16 protein-coding genes are annotated in these 20,889 nt (G+C 64.6%); 13 read left to right on the top strand and 3 right to left on the bottom strand.

Going from position 1 to position 20,889, the window contains the following annotated elements; all coding sequences use genetic code 11:
* The first annotated feature begins 43 nt into the window (after window positions 1–43).
* The 10 genes from GHT07_RS08730 (at window position 44) to GHT07_RS08685 (ending at window position 12,571) form a co-directional block, all read left to right on the top strand.
* Entirely contained in the window at window positions 44–1,492 is a 1,449-nt protein-coding gene (locus GHT07_RS08730) for a sigma-54 interaction domain-containing protein (protein WP_153584701.1), read from the top strand.
* Between the two features lie 164 nt (window positions 1,493–1,656).
* Complete coding sequence (locus GHT07_RS08725; protein ID WP_153584700.1) at window positions 1,657–2,856, top strand: substrate-binding domain-containing protein; 1,200 nt, start codon at window positions 1,657–1,659, stop codon at window positions 2,854–2,856.
* A 111-nt stretch (window positions 2,857–2,967) separates the two neighbouring features.
* Window positions 2,968–4,482, top strand: a complete 1,515-nt coding sequence (locus GHT07_RS08720; RefSeq protein ID WP_153584699.1) for an extracellular catalytic domain type 2 short-chain-length polyhydroxyalkanoate depolymerase — start codon at window positions 2,968–2,970, stop codon at window positions 4,480–4,482.
* A gap of 30 nt (window positions 4,483–4,512) precedes the next feature.
* A complete protein-coding gene (locus tag GHT07_RS08715; protein ID WP_153584698.1) occupies window positions 4,513–5,343 on the top strand; it encodes an ABC transporter ATP-binding protein in 831 nt (276 codons plus the stop codon).
* Window positions 5,340–6,065, top strand: a complete 726-nt coding sequence (locus tag GHT07_RS08710) for an ABC transporter ATP-binding protein (RefSeq protein WP_153584697.1) — start codon at window positions 5,340–5,342, stop codon at window positions 6,063–6,065. Before GHT07_RS08715 ends, GHT07_RS08710 begins: the two co-directional genes overlap by 4 nt.
* 82 nt (window positions 6,066–6,147) lie before the next feature.
* Window positions 6,148–7,128 (top strand): branched-chain amino acid ABC transporter permease, encoded by a 981-nt coding sequence (locus GHT07_RS08705; protein ID WP_153584696.1) that lies wholly within the window; start codon window positions 6,148–6,150, stop codon window positions 7,126–7,128.
* A gap of 13 nt (window positions 7,129–7,141) precedes the next feature.
* A complete protein-coding gene (locus tag GHT07_RS08700; protein ID WP_153584695.1) occupies window positions 7,142–8,191 on the top strand; it encodes a branched-chain amino acid ABC transporter permease in 1,050 nt (349 codons plus the stop codon).
* Between the two features lie 35 nt (window positions 8,192–8,226).
* The gene (locus GHT07_RS08695) at window positions 8,227–10,446 is read left to right on the top strand and encodes a 3-hydroxybutyrate oligomer hydrolase family protein (protein ID WP_153584694.1); all 2,220 of its coding nucleotides are present in this window, start codon (window positions 8,227–8,229) and stop codon (window positions 10,444–10,446) included.
* 90 nt (window positions 10,447–10,536) lie between these two features.
* The gene (locus GHT07_RS08690; protein WP_323740848.1) at window positions 10,537–11,676 is read left to right on the top strand and encodes an ABC transporter substrate-binding protein; all 1,140 of its coding nucleotides are present in this window, start codon (window positions 10,537–10,539) and stop codon (window positions 11,674–11,676) included.
* 64 nt (window positions 11,677–11,740) lie between these two features.
* Entirely contained in the window at window positions 11,741–12,571 is an 831-nt protein-coding gene (locus GHT07_RS08685) for an alpha/beta fold hydrolase (RefSeq protein WP_153584850.1), read from the top strand.
* 39 nt (window positions 12,572–12,610) lie between these two features.
* Here GHT07_RS08685 and hemH read toward each other — a convergent pair whose 3' ends face one another.
* Complete coding sequence (hemH, locus tag GHT07_RS08680; protein ID WP_153584693.1) at window positions 12,611–13,711, bottom strand: ferrochelatase; 1,101 nt, start codon at window positions 13,709–13,711, stop codon at window positions 12,611–12,613.
* A 19-nt stretch (window positions 13,712–13,730) separates the two neighbouring features.
* Here hemH and GHT07_RS08675 point away from each other — a divergent pair, with 19 nt between their 5' ends.
* Entirely contained in the window at window positions 13,731–14,423 is a 693-nt protein-coding gene (locus GHT07_RS08675) for an HAD family hydrolase (RefSeq protein WP_153584849.1), read from the top strand.
* Between the two features lie 16 nt (window positions 14,424–14,439).
* Here GHT07_RS08675 and hpnD read toward each other — a convergent pair whose 3' ends face one another.
* Window positions 14,440–15,279, bottom strand: coding sequence for a presqualene diphosphate synthase HpnD (hpnD, locus tag GHT07_RS08670; protein ID WP_153584692.1), 840 nt, complete (start codon window positions 15,277–15,279; stop codon window positions 14,440–14,442).
* Window positions 15,280–15,307: 28 nt separating this feature from the next.
* Entirely contained in the window at window positions 15,308–16,318 is a 1,011-nt protein-coding gene (locus GHT07_RS08665; RefSeq protein WP_228488255.1) for a phytoene/squalene synthase family protein, read from the bottom strand.
* Between the two features lie 179 nt (window positions 16,319–16,497).
* Between GHT07_RS08665 and GHT07_RS08660 the strand changes: the two genes are divergently transcribed.
* Entirely contained in the window at window positions 16,498–17,718 is a 1,221-nt protein-coding gene (locus GHT07_RS08660) for an efflux RND transporter periplasmic adaptor subunit (protein WP_153584690.1), read from the top strand.
* Window positions 17,719–17,725: 7 nt separating this feature from the next.
* Window positions 17,726–20,863, top strand: coding sequence for an efflux RND transporter permease subunit (locus tag GHT07_RS08655; RefSeq protein WP_153584689.1), 3,138 nt, complete (start codon window positions 17,726–17,728; stop codon window positions 20,861–20,863).
* Window positions 20,864–20,889 lie beyond the last annotated feature (26 nt).

Here is a 20,889-nt window from a genome sequence, read left to right as displayed (position 1 = left end):
TTCCATCGCGGCACATGCCGGGTGGGTCGCTAACATCGGCTCCATGAATCCTGTTGATCCGCTGCCGCTGGACGGGCAACGCATCCTTGAGCTGGCCGCCCAGTCGATGTTCGACCTGTTCGCCAATGCCAGCGAAGGAATGATGTTGGTGGATCGCCACGCGCGCGTCGTGTGGATCAACGACCAATACAAGCGATTCCTGCCCGCGCTGGGCTTCGACAGAGTCGAAGACTTTGTCGGCCATCCCGTCTCGGAGGTGGTGCAAAACACACAGATGGACCGCGTGATCCGCACCGGCAAGCCCATCCTGATCGACCTGCTCTCCAACCGCGCCGGCACATTCGTGGTCAGCCGCATACCGCTGCGCGACGAGACAGGGCAGGTGATCGGCGCGCTCGGCATCGTGTTGTTCGATCATCCGGAAACCACGCTGCAGCCGTTCATCCAGAAGTTCGCTGCGCTCCAGCGCGACCTTGAAGATGCGCGGCGCGAACTCGCGAGCCAGCGCCGCACCAAATACACGCTCGCGAGCTTCGTGGGCAGCAGCGCGCCGGCGGTAGAGGTCAAGCGCCAGGCGCGCCGCGCCGCGATGTCGTCCAGCCCCGTGCTGCTGCTCGGCGAGACGGGAACGGGCAAGGAGCTGCTGGCGCAGGCGATCCACGCGGCTTCGTCGCGTGCCAATGGGCCGATGGTGAGCGTGAATATCGCGGCCGTGCCGGATACGCTGCTGGAGGCCGAGTTTTTCGGCTTTGCTCCCGGCGCTTTCACGGGCGCCGACCGCAAGGGGCGCGAAGGCAAGTTCAAGCTGGCCGATGGCGGCACGCTGTTCCTCGACGAAATCGGCGACATGCCGCAGGCGCTGCAGCCCAAGCTGCTGCGCGCGCTGCAGGAAGGCGAGATCGAGCCGCTCGGCTCGAACAAAGTCATCCCGTTCAATGCGCGCGTGATCGCGGCCACCTCACGCGATCTTGGCCAGCTCGTGCGCGAAGGAAAGTTTCGCGAAGACCTGTATTACCGCCTGAACGTGTTGCCTGTGCGCGTGCCGCCGCTGCGCGAGCGGCGCGACGACATCCCGGCGCTCGTGGAAGTGCTGGCCGAAGACATCGCAACGCGCAACTCAACTGGCTTGCTCGAGCTGAGTGCAGAAGCCATCGCGATGCTGGCGGCGCAAGCGTGGCGCGGCAACATCCGCGAGCTGCGCAATGTGCTCGAACAAGCTGCGATGCGAAGCGACACGCAGCGTATCGAGGTGGCGGACTTGCAAGCCGTGCTGCGCGAATCGGGCGTCAAGCAGATTGCATTGCCGGCCGCCGCTGCCCCAGCGCGCGCCGATGGATCGGTGCTGAGGCCCCTGGCCGAGCAGGTTGCCGAACTCGAGCGCCACGCCATCGAAGCCGCCATGGCCGCCACCAACGGCAACAAGCTGGCGGCCGCCAAACTGCTTGGCATCTCGCGCGCCAAGCTCTACGAGCGGCTCGAAACGGCTGCCTGAATTGCAGGCATTGTCTGGTTTTCAGACAGTTTGACTGTCTGTTTCCCAGTCACGCGGCGCACAGTCGTGGGGAATCCTGTTTCAAATCAATGGCTTATGCACTGGCATGAGGCGTGCATTGCATGCCCCGGTTCGCCAGGAAGTTATTACAAGGAGACAAGACCATGCACCGTCGCAACTGGGTTGCGCTGGCCGCGCTCGCGCTATCAGCCCTCACGGCACCCGCCGCCTTCGCGCAGTCGAAGGACATCAAGATCGCCCACATCTACAGCCGCACCGGCCCGCTCGAGGCCTACGGCAAGCAGACCCAGACGGGCCTGCAGATGGGTTTCGAGTTCGCCACCGGCGGCACGATGACGGTCAACGGTCGCAAGATCGTGCTCATCGAAAAAGACGACCAGGGCAAGCCTGACCTGGGCAAGTCGCTCCTCGCTGCCTCGTATGCGGATGACAAGGTGGACCTGGCCATTGGCCCCACGTCATCGGGCGTCGCACTCGCGATGCTGCCCGTCGCCGAGGAATACAAGAAGCTGTTGCTCGTCGAGCCGGCGGTCGCCGACTCGATCACCGGCGAGAAGTGGAACCGCTACATCTTCCGCACAGGCCGCAGCAGCTCGCAGGATGCCATCTCCAACGCGGTGACGGTGGACCAGCCCGGCACCGCCGTTGCCACGCTCGCGCAGGACTATGCGTTCGGCCGCGATGGCGTGAAGGCCTTCAAGGAGGCGATCACCAAAGCCAAGATCGTCCACGAGGAATACCTGCCGCAGAACACGACCGACTTCACCGCGGGCTTCCAGCGCATCGTCGACCGGCTGAAGGACCAGCCGGGCCGCAAGGTGATCTTCGTGATCTGGGCCGGCGCCACGCCGCCGTTCGCCAAGCTCGCCGACATGGACCTGAAAAAGCGCTTCAACATTGAAGTGGCCACGGGCGGCAACATCCTGCCCGCGATGGTGCCGTTCAACAACTTCCCCGGCATGGAAGGCGCGGCGTACTACTACTTCGGCTTCTCGAAGAACCAGGCCAACCTGTGGCTGGTGACCAACCACTACATCCGCTACAAGAGCCCGCCGGACTTCTTTACCGCAGGCGGCTTCTCCGCTGCGATGGCGGTGGTGGCTGCGCTGAAGAAGACCAACGGCGACACGGCCACTGAAAAGCTGATTTCCACCATGGAAGGCATGAGCTTCGACACGCCCAAGGGAATGATGACGTTCCGCCGCGAAGACCATCAGGCCATGCAGTCGATGTATCACTTCCGCGTCGCGCCCGGTGCGCGGCCCGGTGCCATGGCCGACCTGCATCTCGTCAAGGAAATCAAGCCTGCCGAGATGAACGTGCCGGTCAGGAACAAGCGCTGACGCGCACGTGTTGTGGCATGCGCCTGGCGCATGTGCAGATGAGCGAGCCCGGGACACATCGGGCGCAGGTTGCAGTTCGCTTCGATTCCAACCGCTAACAGGAGACGCTCGATGTTTTTTCGATCAATCAGGATGCTGGCCGCCGCTGCAGTGACGGCGCTGGCTTGCGTGACACACGCAGCCGTGCCGCTGCCCGCCCTCAACGTGGATACGTCCCAGACCTCGGTGTCGGGCCTGTCCTCGGGCGGGTTCATGGCGAACCAGCTGGGCATTGCCTATTCGGCAACGTTCCGCGGCGTCGGCATTTTTGCTGCGGGGCCGTACATGTGCGCCGGCCACAGCAACTACACCGCCTGCATGTACAACGCGACGATCAGCAGCGCGATGCTGTCCACGATGCAGACGGACATCAACAACTGGAGCACGAGCGGCGCGATCGACAACAAGTCGAACATCGCGACGCAGAAGATCTTCATGTTCGTGGGGTCCAGCGACACCACGGTCGGCCCTAACCCGATGGCCGGGCTGAAGACGCAGTACACGAACAACGGCGTGCCGGCTGCGAACCTCACTTACGTGCAGCGTGCGAGCACGGCGCATGTCTTCCCTACGGACTTTGATTCGACGGGCAACAACGCTTGCGGCACCGCTGCCTCGCCCTACATCAGCAACTGCAGCTACGACGGTGCCAAGGAAGCACTCTCTAAGTTCTACGGCACGCTCAACGCGCGCAACAACGCGCCTGCTGCCGCCAACTACATCGAGTTCGACCAGACGGCCTTCACGAGCAATCCGGGCATGGCATCGTCAGGCTGGATCTATGTGCCTTCGAGCTGCTCCAGCGGCGCGCAGTGCAAGCTGCACGTGGCATTGCATGGCTGCCAGCAAAGCACCGACAAGATCAATACACAGTTCGTGAAGAACACCGGCTACACGCGCTGGGCCGACACGAACAACATCATCGTGCTGTTCCCGCAAACGAAGGTGGACAACACGAGCCGTTCGACAGCGGCCAGCGGCTCGCTCGCGAACCCGAATGCGTGCTGGGACTGGATCGGCTGGTATGGCACCAACTTCGCGCAGAAGGCCGGCACGCAGATGGCGGCGATCAAGGCGATGGTGGACAAGGTGTCGTCAGGCGCCGGCTCGGGCGGCGGCGGCGGCGGCTCGGGTTCGCTGCCCGCGCCCACGGCCGTGGCAACTTCCGGTGCGACAACGAGCACGATGGCCATCACGTGGGGCGCTGTTTCCGGCGCGGCAAGCTACAACGTGTTCCGCAACGGCAACAAGGTGAACGCAACCGGCGTCACCGCAACGACCTACACCGACACGGGCCTTGCCGCAGCCACCACGTACACGTGGACCGTGGCAGGCGTCGATAGCGCCGGCACCCAGGGCGCTACCTCAGCAGGCGCCACCGGAACGACCACAGGTACCGCGCCACCGCCCGCCACCTGCTACACGGCGAGCAACTATGCGCACACGACAGCAGGGCGCGCGCACCAGTCGGGCGGCTACGCGCTGGCCAATGGCTCCAACCAGAACATGGGCCTGTGGAACACCTTCACGACCACGACGCTGAAGATGACCGGCACGAACTACTACATCATTGGGACATGTCCATAGCCACTGTCCCTGCGCAGTAACGAAAGAACCATGAGCCTGCTCGCGACCCAGGACCTGACCGTGCGCTTTGGTGGCCACGTGGCAGTCAATGCGGTGACCTGTGCTTTCCAGCCAGGCACGCTGACTGCCATCGTGGGCCCCAATGGCGCGGGCAAGACCACTTACTTCAACCTCATCTCCGGGCAGCTCAAGGCGACGTCCGGGCAAGTCACGCTCAATGGGAGGGACTTGTCCGGCCTGTCTGCATCGCAGCGCACGCGCGCCGGGCTTGGCCGCGCGTTCCAGCTCACCAACCTGTTTCCCCGATTGACGGTGCTCGAGAACGTGCGGCTGGCCGTGCAGGCGACGCGCGAAGGCGCACACCGCCACGGCTACAACCTGTGGAGCATCTGGAGCGACCACAAGGCGCTCACGCAGCGTGCCGATGAAATCCTGAATGCGGTGAGCATGGCCGACAAGGCGGGCGAGCCCGTCATGAGCCTGCCACACGGCGACCAGCGCAAGCTCGAGGTGGCCTTGCTGATGGCGCTCGAATCGCAGGTGTTCATGTTTGACGAGCCCACGGCAGGCATGAATGCCGTGGAAGCGCCCGTCATCCTCAACCTGATCCGCAAACTCAAGGAAGACCCCAGCAAGACGATCCTGCTCGTGGAGCACAAGATGGACGTCGTGCGCGAACTGGCAGACCGCATCATCGTGCTGCACAACGGCTCGCTCGTGGCCGATGGCGAGCCGGCAGAAGTGATCGCGTCGCCCATCGTCCAGGAGGCTTACCTGGGCGTGCCGGCCATCCCGCCGACACCTGCACCCACGCGCGGCGCGTTGCCGCCGGAAATCGAGCGCCAGGGAGACTTGCCATGACGGCCAACCTGCTTGCGCTTGAAGGCGTGCACACGCACATCGGCGCCTATCACATCCTGCACGGCGTGGACCTCGCAGTGCCACGCGGCCAGCTCACCATGCTGCTCGGGCGCAACGGCGCGGGCAAGACCACGACACTGCGAACCATCATGGGCCTGTGGCGCGCCTCGCAAGGCCGCATCACCTTCAATGGCCAGGACATCACGCAGATGCCCACGCCTGCTATCGCCGCACTCAAGGTGGCGTATGTGCCGGAGAACATGGGCATTTTCTCGGACCTCACTGTCCGCGAGAACATGCTGCTGGCTGCGCGGTCTGCACGCAATGTGTCGCAGATCGACGAGGCGCGGCTGCAGTGGATCTTCGAGCTGTTTCCCGCCGTGGAAAAGTTCTGGTCGCACCCGGCGGGCAAGTTGTCGGGCGGCCAGAAGCAGATGCTGGCCGTGGCGCGCGCCATCGTGGAGCCGCGTGAGCTGCTGATCATCGACGAGCCGAGCAAGGGCCTCGCGCCCGCCATCATCAACAACATGATCGACGCGTTCGCGCAGCTGAAAGGAAGCGGCGTGACGATCCTGCTGGTCGAGCAGAACATCAACTTTGCCAAGCGGCTGGGCGACACCGTCGTCGTGATGGACAACGGGGTGGTCGTCCATGCAGGTTCGATGCGCGCGCTGGCCGACGATGAAGCGCTCCAACATTCGCTGCTGGGGTTGGCCATATGAGCGCCGCACGGCCGCCCGAAGCCGCCAAGGCCCCCTCGGGGGGCAGCGCAGGAAACGAAGTGCCAAGCGTGGGGGTAGTTGTATGAACAAGTTTGATTTCGACTGGAAGCCGCTCGCACTGGTGCCGGCACTCGCACTGCTGGTGTTCCCTTTCATCGGCTCCGGCTCCACGTGGGTGACGCTCACGGTGGCGGGCCTGGCAATGGGAATGATCATTTTCATCATCGCCTCGGGCCTGACGCTCGTGTTCGGCCTGATGGATGTGCTCAATTTCGGCCACGGCGTGTTCATCGCCCTCGGCGCGTTTGTCGCCACCAGCGTGCTCGGTGCGATGGGCGACTACACCTCGTCGCAGAGCCTGCTGGTCAACATGATGGCTGTGCTGCCGGCGATGGTGATTGCCATGCTCGTGGCTGCAGCGGTGGGCCTGGCCTTCGAGCGGTTCATCGTGCGCCCCGTCTATGGCAACCACCTCAAGCAGATCCTCATCACCATGGGCGGCATGATCATCGGCGAAGAGCTGATCAAGGTGATCTGGGGGCCATTGCAGATCGCGCTGCCGCTGCCCGAAGGCATGCGCGGCACGATCCTCTTTGGCGACGCAGGCATCGAGAAATACCGCCTCATCGCTGTGGTCGTCGGCTCGCTGGTCTTTGGTGTGCTGCTCTGGACGCTCACGCGCACGAAGATCGGCCTGCTCATTCGCGCCGGCGTGCAAGACCGCGAGATGGTCGAGTCGCTCGGCTATCGCATCCGCGTGCTGTTCGTTGGCGTGTTTGTTGTGGGCAGCGCACTGGCGGGCCTGGGCGGCGTGATGTGGGGGCTGTACCAGCAGAACGTGATTCCGCAGATGGGCGCGCAGGTCAATGTGCTGATCTTCATCGTGCTGATCATTGGCGGGCTGGGCTCCACCACGGGTGCGCTTGTCGGTGCGCTGCTGGTGGGCCTGATGGCGAACTACACCGGCTTTCTCGTGCCCAAGGCAGCGCTGTTCTCGAACATCGCGCTGATGATGGCCATCCTGCTGTGGCGCCCGCAAGGCGTTTACGCGCTGTCGAAGTAAGGGGAGGAAAGCCATGCTCACACGACTTCTCTCCGCCGACTTGCCGCGCAGCCGCGTGCTCGCCGTTCTGCTCGTTGCCATGCTGATTGCCCTGGCGTTCGTGCCGGTGCTGGTGCCCGGCGTCAAGGCGCTCAATGTGGCCGCCAAGATCCTGATCTTCATCGTGCTGGTCGCCAGCTTTGACTTGCTGCTCGGCTACACGGGCATCGTGAGTTTTGCGCACACCATGTTCTACGGCATTGGTGCTTATGGTGTTGCGATTGCCTCGACGCGCATAGGCCCGGGCTGGTCGTCGATTGCGGTCGGCATCATGGTTGCGCTCGCGCTGTCGTTCGTGCTCGCCGCGGCAATAGGCTTGTTCTCGCTGCGGGTGAAGGCGATCTTCTTCTCGATGATCACCCTGGCCGTGGCGGCGGCCTTCCAGACGCTCGCTTCGCAACTGTCGGACATCACCGGCGGTGAAGATGGCCTGACGTTCAAGATGCCCGAAGTGCTGTCGCCAGGATTCCAGCTCATGGATGGCTTCGACGGACGGCTCGTTTGCTACTACCTGCTGTTCTTCACAACCATCGTGTTGCTGCTCGCCATGCTGCGCATCGTGAACTCGCCGTTCGGGCGTGTGCTGCAGGCGATCCGCGAGAACGAATTCCGGGCGGAGGCCGTCGGCTACCGCGTGGTGGTCTATCGCACGACGGCCAGCGTGTTGTCGGCACTGTTTGCCACGCTGGCGGGCGCCATGCTCGCGATCTGGCTTCGCTACAACGGCCCCGACACGTCGCTGTCGTTCGAAATCATGCTCGACGTGTTGCTGATCGTGGTGATCGGCGGCATGGGAACGATTTACGGCGCGGCGCTGGGCTCCGGCATTTTTGTCGTCGCCCAAAGTTACTTGCAAGACCTGCTCAAGCTCGGCAGCGACGCGGCATCGGGCCTGCCGTGGCTCGCGGCGCTCCTGTCGCCGGACCGCTGGCTGCTGTGGCTGGGTCTGCTGTTCGTGCTGTCAGTTTATTACTTTCCCACCGGGATCGTGGGGCGCTTGCGCGCCGCACAGGTCAACCGCTGACCGTGCTTTTCATTTCAACGCAGGAGACAACGACGATGAACAGGAAGACTCTGAAACTGGCCAAGGCCTCGCGCCTGGCCACGGTGTCGGCAATGGGCGCAATTGCGCTCGCCGGTTGTGGTGGTGGCGGCGGCGGTGGTGGTGGCTCCGGTGTGGCCACCAATGTGATTCCCGATGGCGTCACGCAGCACTCGGTCACCGTGTATGCAGCCACATCGGTGGCGGCGACGACGCCTGGCTCCACCGCCGCGACGCAGGACTTGCTCACGGGCGGCATCGGCAAGAGCGGCTTGGGCGCCGCAGCCGCGCCCGCCTACGCGGACTCGCTCAATCCCACAGCGGCTGAACTGCGCCGCAATGCGTTGTATTCCAATTACCGCGGCATTCTCGACCCGAGCGCTGGTGGTGGCTATGGCTCGCTGTACGGCCCGAACGTCACGGCCTCAGGCACGGTCACGTCAGGCGAAGGGCTGATTCCCGGCCGCGAGTACCTGGCGTCGCTCGATGACGGCACGGGCCGCAAGCGCGTGGTGATGGCCGTGCAAGTGCCCGACAGCTTCGACGTTGCCAACCCGTGCGTGGTGGTTGGCCCGTCGTCCGGTTCGCGCGGCGTGTATGGCGCGATTGGCACGGCAGGCGAGTGGGGCTTGAAGCACGGTTGTGCCGTTGCGTTGACGGATGCGGGCAAAGGCATGGGCCTGTACGACATGACCGACGACACGGTGAACAAGGTGGACGGCACACGTGCCACACGCACGGCTGCCGGCGCACTGAGCCACTTTGCAGCCAACATCACCGATGCAGCGCGTGCGACCTACAACGCGCTGTTCCCCAACCGCCTCGCGCTCAAGCAAGTGCATTCGCAACTCAATCCTGAAAAGGACTGGGGCAGCGACACGCTGGTGGCCGCGCGCTATGCACTCTACGTGCTCAACGACCGCTACGGCACGGCCTCCGAGCCGGTGAAGTTCCGCGCCGACAACACCATCGTGATCGCAGGCTCCGCCTCCAACGGCGGCGCGGCGGTGCTGCGTGCCGGCGAGCTTGATTCCACGGGGCTGATCGACGGTATCGTTGCATCGGAGCCGGTGGCGGAAATGCCATCGACGTTTGGCTACGGCATCACGGTGGGCGGCACGCCCGTTGCGGGTTACGGCAAACAGCTGGCCGACTTCGTCACGTACGGCAACCTCTACCAGCCGTGCGCTGCACTGGCTGCGCCTGCTGCACTGGCAGAAGCGACGTTCTTCAACTACATGGGTATCGCTGGCATGACGGCGCGCGCCACGGCACGCTGCGACAGCCTCGCTGCGAAGGGCCTGGTCACCGGCGCCGACACCGCAGCCCGTTCGCTCGACGCGCTGGCCAAGCTGCGCGCCTTCGGCTGGACGACAGACAACGACCAGATGCACAACGCACACTACGGCCTGGGCAACGCGGCGATTCTGTCGGCGATGTACCCGGTGATGTACGGCCGCTTCCCGGTGCTCGACAACGTCTGCAACACCAGCTTCGCGCAGGTCGACGCCACAGGCTCGGTCATCGCCGTGAATCCGGTGACGAAGGCGACGGGCTTTGCTGTTGGCAACGGAACGGCCAATGGCTCGCCCGCCACACCGGTCTACAACGACTCGTTCGGCGGTGCAAAGGCCTGGCAGTTCGCCGTGTCGCCTTCCACGGGCGTTGCAGACTTCGGCCTGGACACGGCGCTGTGCCAGCGCGCGCTCGTGACGGGCGTCGATACGGTGACGGGTGCCGCATTGACGGCCGGCAGCTATCCCACCGCAGCCCAAAGCGCCGCAGTGCGCGCAGGCATCAATGAAGTGCGCATCAATGGCGACCTGCACGGCAAGCCGACGATCATCGTGGCGGGCCGCAGCGATGCGCTCGTGCCGGTCAACAACAACTCGCGCGCCTACGTGGCGTTCAACAAGTTGCTGGAAGGCGCGGGCTCCAAGGTGCGCTACGTCGAGGTCACGAATGCGCAGCACTTCGACACGTTCATCCCGCTGTCGGGCTGGGACACGCGCTTCGTGCCGCTGCACCCGTACTTCAACCAGTCGATGGACGCGATGTACGCCTTCCTGAAGAACGGCACGGCGCTGCCGCCGAGCCAGGTGGTGCGCACAACACCGCGCGGTGGTGTGAGCCCGGCGCCGGCGATCACGGCCACCAACGTGCCGGCCATCAGCGCCGCGCCCGCCGCGGGCAACCAGATCGGATTCACCGGCACCTCGCTGGCAATTCCGAACTAGTCGACCAGAGGCTCGCAGGGGGCGCACGCTCCCTGCGGCAAAGCCCGGCGACATCAGGGATGACTCTTTTCAAGCAGTAGGAGACAAACCGTGAATTCAGGACTATCGCTGGGCCGCAGGGCCCTGGCGGGGCTAGCCCTCGCCGTGTCGGGCCACATTGCGCTGGCGGGTGACATCACCATCGCGCAAGTCGCGCCCCTGTCGGGCGTGCTCGCTTCCACCGGGGCGCAGATGGTGCTGGGTGGCAAGCTGTACTTCGACCACATCAACGCCAAGGGCGGCATCAACGGCCAGAAGATCAAGGTCATCGTGTCCGACGATGCGTACAAGGTTGATGAGACCGTGCGCCTCACGAAGGAGATGCTGGCCCGGCCGGAGGTTGTGGCGCTGTTCGGCTTTGCCGGCACGGCGAACGTCGGCAAGCTGCTGACTGACGGAATTCTCGAGGAGGGCGGCGCCGCGCTTGTGGCGCCCTACACAGGCGGTGAGCCTCTGCGCAACCCCTTCAACCAATGGATTTTCCATGTGCGCGCGGGCTATGCCGACGAGGCCGAGCACATGGTGCAGCAGCTCACCACGCTGGGCATGAAACGCATCGCCGTGATGTACCAGGACGACGGCTTCGGCAAGGCGGGGCTCGCTGGTGTCGAAAAGGCGATGACCAGGCGCGAGCTGAAGCTGGCCGCCACTGCCGGCTACGAGCGCAACACCGACAAGGTGGCGCAGGCCGTTGCGAAGATCAAGGCGGCCGATCCGCAGGCGATCATCATGATCTCCGTCAACAAGTCGACAGCGGCTTTCGTCAAACAATACCGGGAGTCAGGCGGCGGGGCGCAATTGCTGAACATCTCGGTGGTGGACCCGAGCGAGCTGGTCAAGCTCGCCGGCCTGAAAAACGCACACGGACTGGGCATCAGCCAGGTCGTGCCCTATCCGTACATGGCGAACCTGCCAGTCATCCGCGAATACCAGGAACTGCTGAAGAAGCATGCACCCAAGGAAGACATCAACTACACCAGCTTCGAGGAATTCCTCGGCGCGAAGGTGTTGGTGGAAGGGCTGCGCCGCGCGGGGCCGAACCCGACGCGCGCGAAGGTGTTGAAGGCGCTGGAGAATATGGGCCAGTTCGATCTCGGCGGCATTGCGGTGAATTTTTCGCCCGACAACCGCATCGGTTCGCACTACGTGGAAGTGACGGTGATCGGCAGCACCGGCAAGCTGCTGAAATGAAAGGCTGAAAGTGACGCAACCCTCGTCCCGCTATGCGACCTGCGCCGGCCGCGAAATCCACTTCATGGAGTGGGGCGCGCAGCACGAGGACGTCGTGATTGCGTGGCACGGCCTTGCGCGCACGGGCCGTGACATGGACGAGCTGGCGCAGCACCTTTCGTCGCGCTATCGCGTGATCTGCCCCGACACGCTGGGCCGCGGGCTCTCGCAATGGAGCCCCGACCCGGCCAACGAATACACGCTGGCCTTCTATGCAAAGCTGGCCGCAGCGCTGTTCGACCAGCTGGGCATTGGCCAGGCGCATTGGGTCGGCACATCCATGGGCGGTGCAATTGGCACTGTGTGCGCCGCTGGCCTGTACGAGCCGGCGATGAAGACGCGGATCAAAAGCCTGGTGTTGAACGACAACGCGCCACAGCTGGCCGAGCCCGCGCTGGCGCGCATTCGCGCCTATGCAGGCAACCCGCCGGCGTTCGAGACCATGGCGCAGCTCGAAGCATTCCTGCGGCAGGTGTACAAGCCCTTCGGCTGGCTGAGCGATGCGCAGTGGAGGCGCCTGAGCGAAACATCGGCGCGGCGCTTGCCGGACGGGCGCATCACGCCGCACTACGACCCGCAGATGGTGCGGCAGTTGACCGATCACGCCGACGACTACCTGATCTGGAACCACTACGACCAGGTGCGCGTGCCGGTGCTGTGCCTGCGCGGCGCTGAATCAGACCTGGTGCTGCGCGAGACGACCGACGAAATGATGGCGCGCGGCCCAGGTCTTCAAGGCCTGGTGCGTGTCGTGGAGATCGAAGGGTGCGGGCATGCGCCTGCGCTCAATGTTCCCGCGCAACTCGATCTGGTCATGTCGTTCATTGACCGGCATGCGCGGCCGGCTGACCAGTGAACTGGTGAGTTGGGGTCAGGCTCAAGCCTGGCAGAACGACTAGCGCGCAGCGCCCCTGAGCATCGCCGCCTCGCGCGAGCGAGCCAATGCGGCAGTATCGGCCGGCACTTTCGTCGGCCAGCCAGCCATATGCTTTTCGGCAATGCCGCCGAGCGCCGCAATCCACGCGGGGTCATCGTTCAGGCACGAGACGTAGTGGAACGTCTTGCCACCTGCGGCGAGGAACGCGTCGCGGCCTTCCATGGCGATTTCTTCAAGTGTCTCCAGGCAGTCGCTCGTGAAGCCGGGGCAGATCACATCCACGCGATCGACGCCTTTGGCCGCCAATGCCTGCAGCGTTGGCTCGGTGTAGGGCTCCAGCCATTTGGCTTTGCCGAAGCGCGACTGGAACGTCACGGTGTATTGCGAGGGCTCCAGCCGCAGCCACTCGGCCAGCATTCGCGCCGTCTTGAGGCATTCGCAGTGGTACGGGTCGCCCAGGTGCAGCGTGCGCTCTGGCACACCGTGAAAGCTCATGAGCAGGTGGCCTGTGCCATTGGCCTGCCAGTGGCGCTCGACGCGCTGCGCCAGCGCCTGCAAGTAGCCGCGGTCATCGTGATAGCGGTTGACGAAGCGCAGCTCAGGCACGTTGCGCGTGGTTTGCGTCCATTGCGAAACCGCGTCGATCACGCTGGCCGTGGTTGACCCTGCGTACTGCGGATACGCCTGCAGGATGAGGATGCGCGTGGCGCCCTCGGCCTTGAGCGCATCGAGCTGCGACGCAATCGACGGCTGGCCATAGCGCATCGCAAACCGCACCGGCGCGTCATGGCCCCGCACCGCGAGCCAGCCCTGCAGCAGCTTGGCCTGCTTTTCAGTCCAGATGCGAAGCGGCGAGCCTTCAGGCTCCCAGATGGAGGCGTACTTGGCAGCTGACTTGCCAGCACGCAGCGGCAGGATCACGCCGTAGAGCAGCGGCAGCCACACGATGCGAGGAATTTCGACCACGCGCCTGTCACCCAGAAACTGCGCAAGATAGCGGCGCACGGCAGGCGCTGTCGGCTCATCCGGTGTCCCGAGGTTGCAGTAAAGAATGGCCGTGCGGGCAGCACGGCCATGAGTGAATTCGGGTTCAGGGTTGAAGCCATCGGAGGACGCCATGTGCGGTATTCTCCCCGACATGCTGGACGTGACCCGGATCAAGGCCATTTCGCTCGACCTTGACGACACTTTGTGGCCGATCTGGCCGACGATCGAGCGCGCCGAGCGAGTGCTGCACGACTGGATGGTGCACAACACGCCAATGGCGGCGACGCTCTTCTCCAGCCCTTCGGCCCTGCGTGAGATCCGCGACTACATGTCGACCAACCGGCCCGACCTGCGATACGACCTGAGCGCGGTGCGCCGCGAGTCGATTCGCCTGGCCCTGTACCGCGCCGGCGAAAACCCGCTGCTCGCAGAAGAGGCCTTCGAGGTGTTCTTTGCCGAGCGGCAGCGCGTGACGCTTTTCGACGACGCGTTGCCTGCGCTGGAGCATCTCGCGCAGCGGTTCCCGCTGGTGAGCATTTCGAATGGCAACGCCGATGTCGGGCGCGTCGGGCTTGCCCGGTTCTTTCGCGCGTCGATCAGTGCTCGCGAGTTCGGTGTGGGCAAGCCGGACCCGCGCATCTTCCTGGCGGCTGCAGGTGCCATCGATGTGCAGCCCGAAGATGTGCTGCATATCGGCGACGACGCGACGCTCGATGTGCTGGGCGCGCTCAACGCCGGCATGCAGGCGGGCTGGGTGAACCGCGCCGATCACCTCTGGCCCCACGAGCTGCAGCCGCAAGTCACGCTCGCCCATCTGGGCGAGCTGGCCGACCTGTTCCGCTAGGGCGGGGCAGGCGCGGTCAGAGCCGGCCGAGCGCCTGCACCTTCCACGCCAGCCAGAACTTGCGCAGCGGCGTGAGGCTCACGCGCTGGTGCAGCACCTGGAAGCCGTCCTGTTCGATTTCCCTGAGCAGCGTGCGATAGATGCTGGCCATCATCAGGCCCGGCTTCTGGCTGCGGCGGTCTTCGTGGGGCAGCAGGGCGAGTGCTTCGTCGTAGAGCTTCTGTGCGCGATCGGCCTGGAACTTCATCAGCGCGGTGAAGCGGTCAGAGTAGAGGCGGTTGACGATCTCGTGGGCTTTCACGTCGAACTTCTGCATCTCGTCCAGCGGCAGGTAAATGCGCCCGCGCATGGCGTCTTCGCCGACATCGCGAATGATGTTCGTGAGCTGGAATGCCAGGCCAAGCTTGTGGGCGTAGGCGGTGGTCTGTGGCTGTGTCTGGCCGAAGATCGAGGCGGACACTTCGCCCACCACGCCGGCGACCAGATGGCAGTAGCGCTCCAGGCCGATGAAGTCGAGGTAGCGCGTCTGCTCCAGGTCCATCTGGCAGCCTTCGATCACGGCTTGCAGCTGGGCCTGGGTGATGCTGTAGTCGTGTGCGCAGGGCATCAGTGCCTGCATCACGGGATGCTCCGGCTGGCCCGCGTAGGCCCGGGCTACTTCGGCCTGCCACCAGGCGAGCTTGGTGCGCGCGACGCCCGGATCGCTCACTTCATCCACCACGTCATCGACTTCGCGGCAGAACGCATAGAACGCGGTGATGGCCGCGCGGCGCGGCTTCGGCAAAAAAAGGAAGGCGTAGTAGAAGCTGCTGCCTGAGGCGGCCGCCTTTTGCTGGACGTACTCTTGCGGTGTCATGTCGGCGGATTGTCCCATCCGCAAGCGCTCATTGCCCCTGTCCCATGCGCCGGTACTGCGCGGCCAGCGATGCAGGGCTTGCCAGCGTCAGCGCCAGGCGCAGCAGCAAGCCCTGCACCTGGGTGCGGTCCATCTTCACGCGGTGTGCCATGGCGCCTGCCAGCCCGTCCGCGCGCAGCAAGGCGAGGGTCCGCGCGCCCAGCAGGGCGGGCAGGGCGCTGGCAGCTCGCACGCGCCGGGGCTTCACAGCGCTGGCGTAGAGCATTCCGTCGTCCAGGCGCTGCTGTGCAAGGTGCAGCCACTTCTGCCACACGGGCTGCAGCGCTGCCGCGTTCATGATGCGGTCGCCAGGCGCCACGCCAGCGGCTGCCAGCTCGTGCGCCGGCAGGTAGCAGCGACCCGCCGCAAGGTCTTCTCCCACGTCGCGCAGGATGTTCACCAGCTGCAGGCCTTTGCCATAAGACTTCGCGAGTTCCAGCATCCGTTCTTCAGGCAGGTTTGAAAAATCCGGAAGGTGGCGAAAGCACATGCGTGTCCAGAATTCGCCGACGCTGCCTGCGACGAGCCAGGTGTACTCGTCGAGCTCGCCAGGCGATTGCAGCGACGCGATGGTGGCCGGCTCGCCAAAGCGCTCGACGTCCAGCTGCTGGCCGCGCGTGATGCTGGCGAGCACCTCGCGCACGGCGTCAAGGTCCTGCGGGCCCAGCTGCGCCATCCAGGCGAAGCATTGCGGCAGCGCCACCATGAGCGCGTGTTCGTCTTCGTTGCGCTGGAATGGCGCGAACCACGCCGAGATGTCCTCGACGCTGCCTGGCGGTTGCGCGCCCTCAATCAGCCCCATGAACAGTTCCAGCATCGTGGCGCGTTCACGGGCCGGCAGCTCGGATGTGTCGGCGATGGTGTCGCTCGCGCGAGCGAGCAGGTACGCGATGGCGACAGGCTGGCGTAAGCCCGCGGGCAGCAGTCGGATCGATAAATAGAACGATCGCGACACGCTCTTGAGCAGGTCGAGTAGCTGGGGCGGCAGGGGCGGCGGCAAAGTTGACGGAGGGGCGGGTGGCGGGTGGGGTGCTCGCAAAAGGCAGCAACTGGTGCGCCATGCGTCGCAAGTTGCCATTGTGGCCCTTCGTATTGACACGGCTCAGCAATTCCCCTAGATTACTAACCAGTCAGTCATTAGCGCAGTCTTTTCTTCCCCAATTTCATTCCGGGTTCGCCATGCCTTCGAAGACTTTCGCCTTGCGCAGTACCCATGCCGCGGCCCTTGCCGCAGCGTTTTCCACCGTCATTCTTCTGGCCGCCTGTGCCAAGCAGGAGCCGGCGCCAGCGCCAGTGCGCGCGGTCAAAGTGCTCACCGTCGGCGTCGACACGATCAAGTCGTCGCACGAGTTCTCCGGCGAGGTAAAGCCCCGCGTCGAATCACGCCTGGGCTTTCGCGTGGCAGGCAAGATCGTCAAGCGGCAGGCCGAGCTTGGCCAGCACGTGAAGGCCGGCCAGGTGCTCGCCCAGCTCGACCCGCGCGACTACCAGCTCGCAGCCGATGCAGCGCGTGCGCAGGTAGCCGCTGCCACGACCAACCGCGATCTCGCCGCCGCCGACTACAAGCGCTACGCCGCACTCAAAGACCAGAACTTCATCAGCGGCGCCGAACTCGAGCGGCGCGACGCAACACTCAAGGCTGCCCAGGCGCAGCTCGACCAGGCGAAGGCGCAGCTTGCTTCGCAGGGCAACCAGGCTGGCTACGCCACGCTCGTGGCCGATGTGTCGGGTGTCGTCACAGCGGTTGAAGCCGAGCCAGGGCAGGTCGTCACCGCTGGCACGACCGTTGTGCGCATTGCGCAGGACGGCCCGCGCGATGTGGTGTTCTCCGTACCCGAAGACAAGGTGGCGGGCATCAAGGAAGGCTCCGAAGTTGCCGTTCGGATCTGGGCGAGCGACAACACGACGCTGACCGGCAAGGTCCGGGAAGTCGGCGCGAGCGCTGACCCCGCCACGCGCACCTACCCTGTGAAGGTTGCGCTTGATTCCGACGCGAAAGCGCCGCTGGGCGCAACGGCCTATGTGTCGCCCAAGTCATTGAGCATGGTGGGCACGCCGGTGATCAAGTTGCCCACGAGCGCGCTGCGCAGGGAAGGTCAGGGCACAGCCGTGTGGGTGCTCGACAAGGCCACCATGACGGTGAAGTCGCAGCCTGTGCAGATTGCAACGGCCGACGGCAATGAAGCCGTGATCGCGTCGGGCCTCTTGCCTGGCATGGTGGTTGTGTCTGCGGGTGTGCATGTGTTGTCGCCTGGCGAGAAGGTGACGATCTACCTCGACAAGCTTGCCGCCAGCGCTGCGCAGGCAGCGCAGATCGCTGCGAAGTCGGCGCCTTCGCAAGAGCCGGCCAACACGCTCGCCAGCGCAGCGGACTCCGCGCCCGTGCCCGCGACGAAGTGAGGCGGCCATGACACAGTCGCAACCCAAAGAGAGTTTCAATCTCTCGAAGTGGGCGCTGGAGCATGCGCCGCTCACGCGTTACCTGATGGTCGTGCTGATGCTGCTCGGCTTTGCCGCGTACTTCCAGCTCGGGCAGGACGAAGACCCGCCATTCACCTTCCGCGCGATGGTCGTGCGCACCTACTGGCCGGGCGCCACGGCGCAGCAGGTCGCTGAGCAGATCACCGACAAGATCGAGCGCACGCTGCAAGAGGTGCCCTATGCCGACAAGATCCGCAGCTACTCCAAGCCCGGTGAGTCGCAGATCATTTTCCAGCTGAAGGACTCGTCCAAGCCGTCTGAAGTTGCGAACGTCTGGTACACCACGCGCAAGAAGATCGGCGACATCCGCGGCACGCTGCCCGGCGGCATCCAGGGACCGTTCTTCAACGACGAATTCGGCGATGTGTACGGCGTGATCTACGCGCTGGAGGCCGACAGCGGCTTCAGCAATGCGGAGCTCAAGAGTTTTGCTGACGACGTGCGCCAGCAGCTGCTGCGCGTGCAGGACGTTGCCAAGGTTGAGCTCTTCGGCGTGCAGGACGAAAAGCTGTTCATCGAGATCTCGCAAAAGCGCCTCGCGCAGCTTGGGCTCGACTTCAACCAGGTGCTGCAGCAGCTGGGCCAGCAGAACGCGGTGGAATCCGCTGGCGCCGTGCAGACGCCGCTCGACACCGTACAGGTGCGGGTCGCCGGCCAGTTCGACACCGTGGAGCAACTGCGCGTGATGCCGATACGCGGCAACTCGGGCAGCCAGCTCAAGCTCGGCGACATTGCCGACATCAAGCGCAGCTACATCGACCCGCCGAGCGTGAAGGTGCGCAACCAGGGCAAGGAAGTGATTGCGCTCGGCGTATCAATGGGCAAGGGCGGCGACATCATTGCGCTGGGCAAGGCGCTGAAGACGGCGGCGCTGCGTATTGAAGCCGGCCTGCCAGCGGGCATCAAGCTCGTGCAATTGCAGGACCAGCCCAAAGCGGTGGCGAAGTCAGTCAACGAGTTCGTGAGCACGCTGATCGAAGCCGTGGTGATCGTGCTGGCGGTGAGCTTCTTCGCGCTGGGCTTTCATGCGCGGCCCGACAAGGCAACGCTGCCCTGGTGGAGGCGCTATTACGTGGACATGCGCCCCGGCCTGGTGGTGGGCATCACGATCCCGCTCGTGATGGCGGTGACGTTTCTCGTGATGGACTACCTGGGCATCGGCCTGCACAAGATCTCGCTGGGATCGCTGATCATCGCGCTGGGCCTGCTGGTGGACGACGCGATCATTGCGGTCGAGATGATGGTGCGCAAGATGGAAGAGGGCTACGACAAGGTCCGCGCCGCCACCTTTGCCTATGAGATCACGGCGATGCCGATGTTGACCGGCACGCTGATCACCGCAACGGGCTTCCTGCCGATCGGCATGGCGAAATCGACGGTGGGCGAATACACCTACGCGATCTTTGCGGTGACGGTTGCAGCGCTGGTGTTGAGCTGGCTCGTGTCGGTGTATTTCGTGCCTTACCTCGGCACGCTGCTGCTCAAGGCCAAGCCTGTTCCGGCTGGTGCCGACCCTGACCATCACGAGCACTTCGACACGGCCTTTTACCGGACCTTCCGCCGCGCGGTGAACTGGTGCGTGGAGCACCGCTGGATCACCATTGGCGCGACGCTGCTCACGTTCGCGCTTGGCATCGTCGGCATGGGCCAGGTGCAGCAGCAGTTCTTCCCGGATTCGAGCCGGCCGGAAATCATGGTCGACATCTGGTTTCCGGAAGGCACGTCATTCGCGGCGAATGAGGAGGTGACCAAGCGAGTCGAAAAGCGTTTGCTGGCCGAGCCGGGTGTCACGGGCGTGAGCACCTGGGTGGGCTCTGGCGTGCCGCGCTTTTACCTGCCGCTCGACCAGGTGTTCCCGCAATCGAACGTGTCGCAGTTCATCGTGATGCCGGCCGACCTGAAGTTGCGTGAGCAGCTTCGCGTGAAGTTCCCGGCACTGCTCGCGCAGGAATTCCCCGAGGTGCGCGGCCGCGTCAAGCTGCTGCCCAACGGCCCGCCGGTGCCTTACCCGGTGCAGTTCCGCGTGGTGGGGCCGGACCCGATCACCCTGCGCGACCGCGCCGATGAAGTGAAGGCCGCCATGCGCGCCAACACCAACACACGCGGCGTGAACGACAACTGGAACGAGTCGGTGAAGGTGCTGCGCCTGGAAGTCGATCAGTCGAAGGCGCGTGCACTCGGCGTCACGAGCCAGTCGATCGCGCAGGCGTCGAAGACGATTCTCTCGGGCACCACCGTCGGCCAGTACCGCGAGGGCGACAAGCTGATCGACATCGTGCTGCGCCAGCCGCTGGACGAGCGCAACGCCATCACCGACATCGGCAACGCGTATCTGCCCACGGCATCTGGCAAGTCCATCCCGCTCACGCAGATCGCCAAGCCAGTGTTCAGCTGGGAGCCGGGCGTGATGTGGCGCGAGAACCGCGACTACGCCATCACTGTGCAGAGCGACATCGTCGAAGGCCTGCAAGGCGCGACGGTCACGAACGAATTGATGCCCAAGCTCAAGGAGCTGGAAGCCAAGTGGCCGGCGGGCTATGCGATCCAGGTTGCCGGTGCGGTCGAGGAAAGCTCGAAGGGCCAGGGCTCGATTGCGGCGGGCGTGCCGATCATGCTGTTCATCACCTTCACGCTGCTGATGCTGCAGTTGCACAGCTTCAGCCGCGCGATGCTGGTGTTCCTCACGGGGCCCTTGGGTATTGCGGGTGTGGCTGGCGCGCTGATTCTGCTCGGTCGGCCATTCGGCTTCGTCGCGCTGCTCGGCGTGATCGCGCTCATGGGCATGATCCAGCGCAACTCGGTGATCCTGATCGACCAGATCGAGCAGGACCGCGCCAAGGGCATTCCTGCGTGGGATGCGATTGTCGAGTCGGCCGTGCGGCGCTTGCGCCCCATCGTGCTCACGGCTGCAGCGGCGGTGCTCGCGATGATCCCGCTGTCGCGCTCGGTGTTCTGGGGCCCCATGGCTGTTGCCATCATGGGCGGGCTGATCGTGGCGACGCTGCTCACGCTGTTGGCACTGCCGGCCATGTATGCGGCGTGGTTCCGCGTGCGGCGCGAGTAAACTCGCGGCTCGACCGGAATTGGGCG

Origin of the sequence: Caenimonas koreensis DSM 17982, from assembly GCF_009646335.1 — a bacterium.
Lineage (GTDB): Bacteria > Pseudomonadota > Gammaproteobacteria > Burkholderiales > Burkholderiaceae_C > Ramlibacter > Ramlibacter koreensis.
The sequence above is the reverse complement of the archived record's forward strand: the minus strand, read 5'-3'. Positions and strand labels throughout refer to the sequence as shown.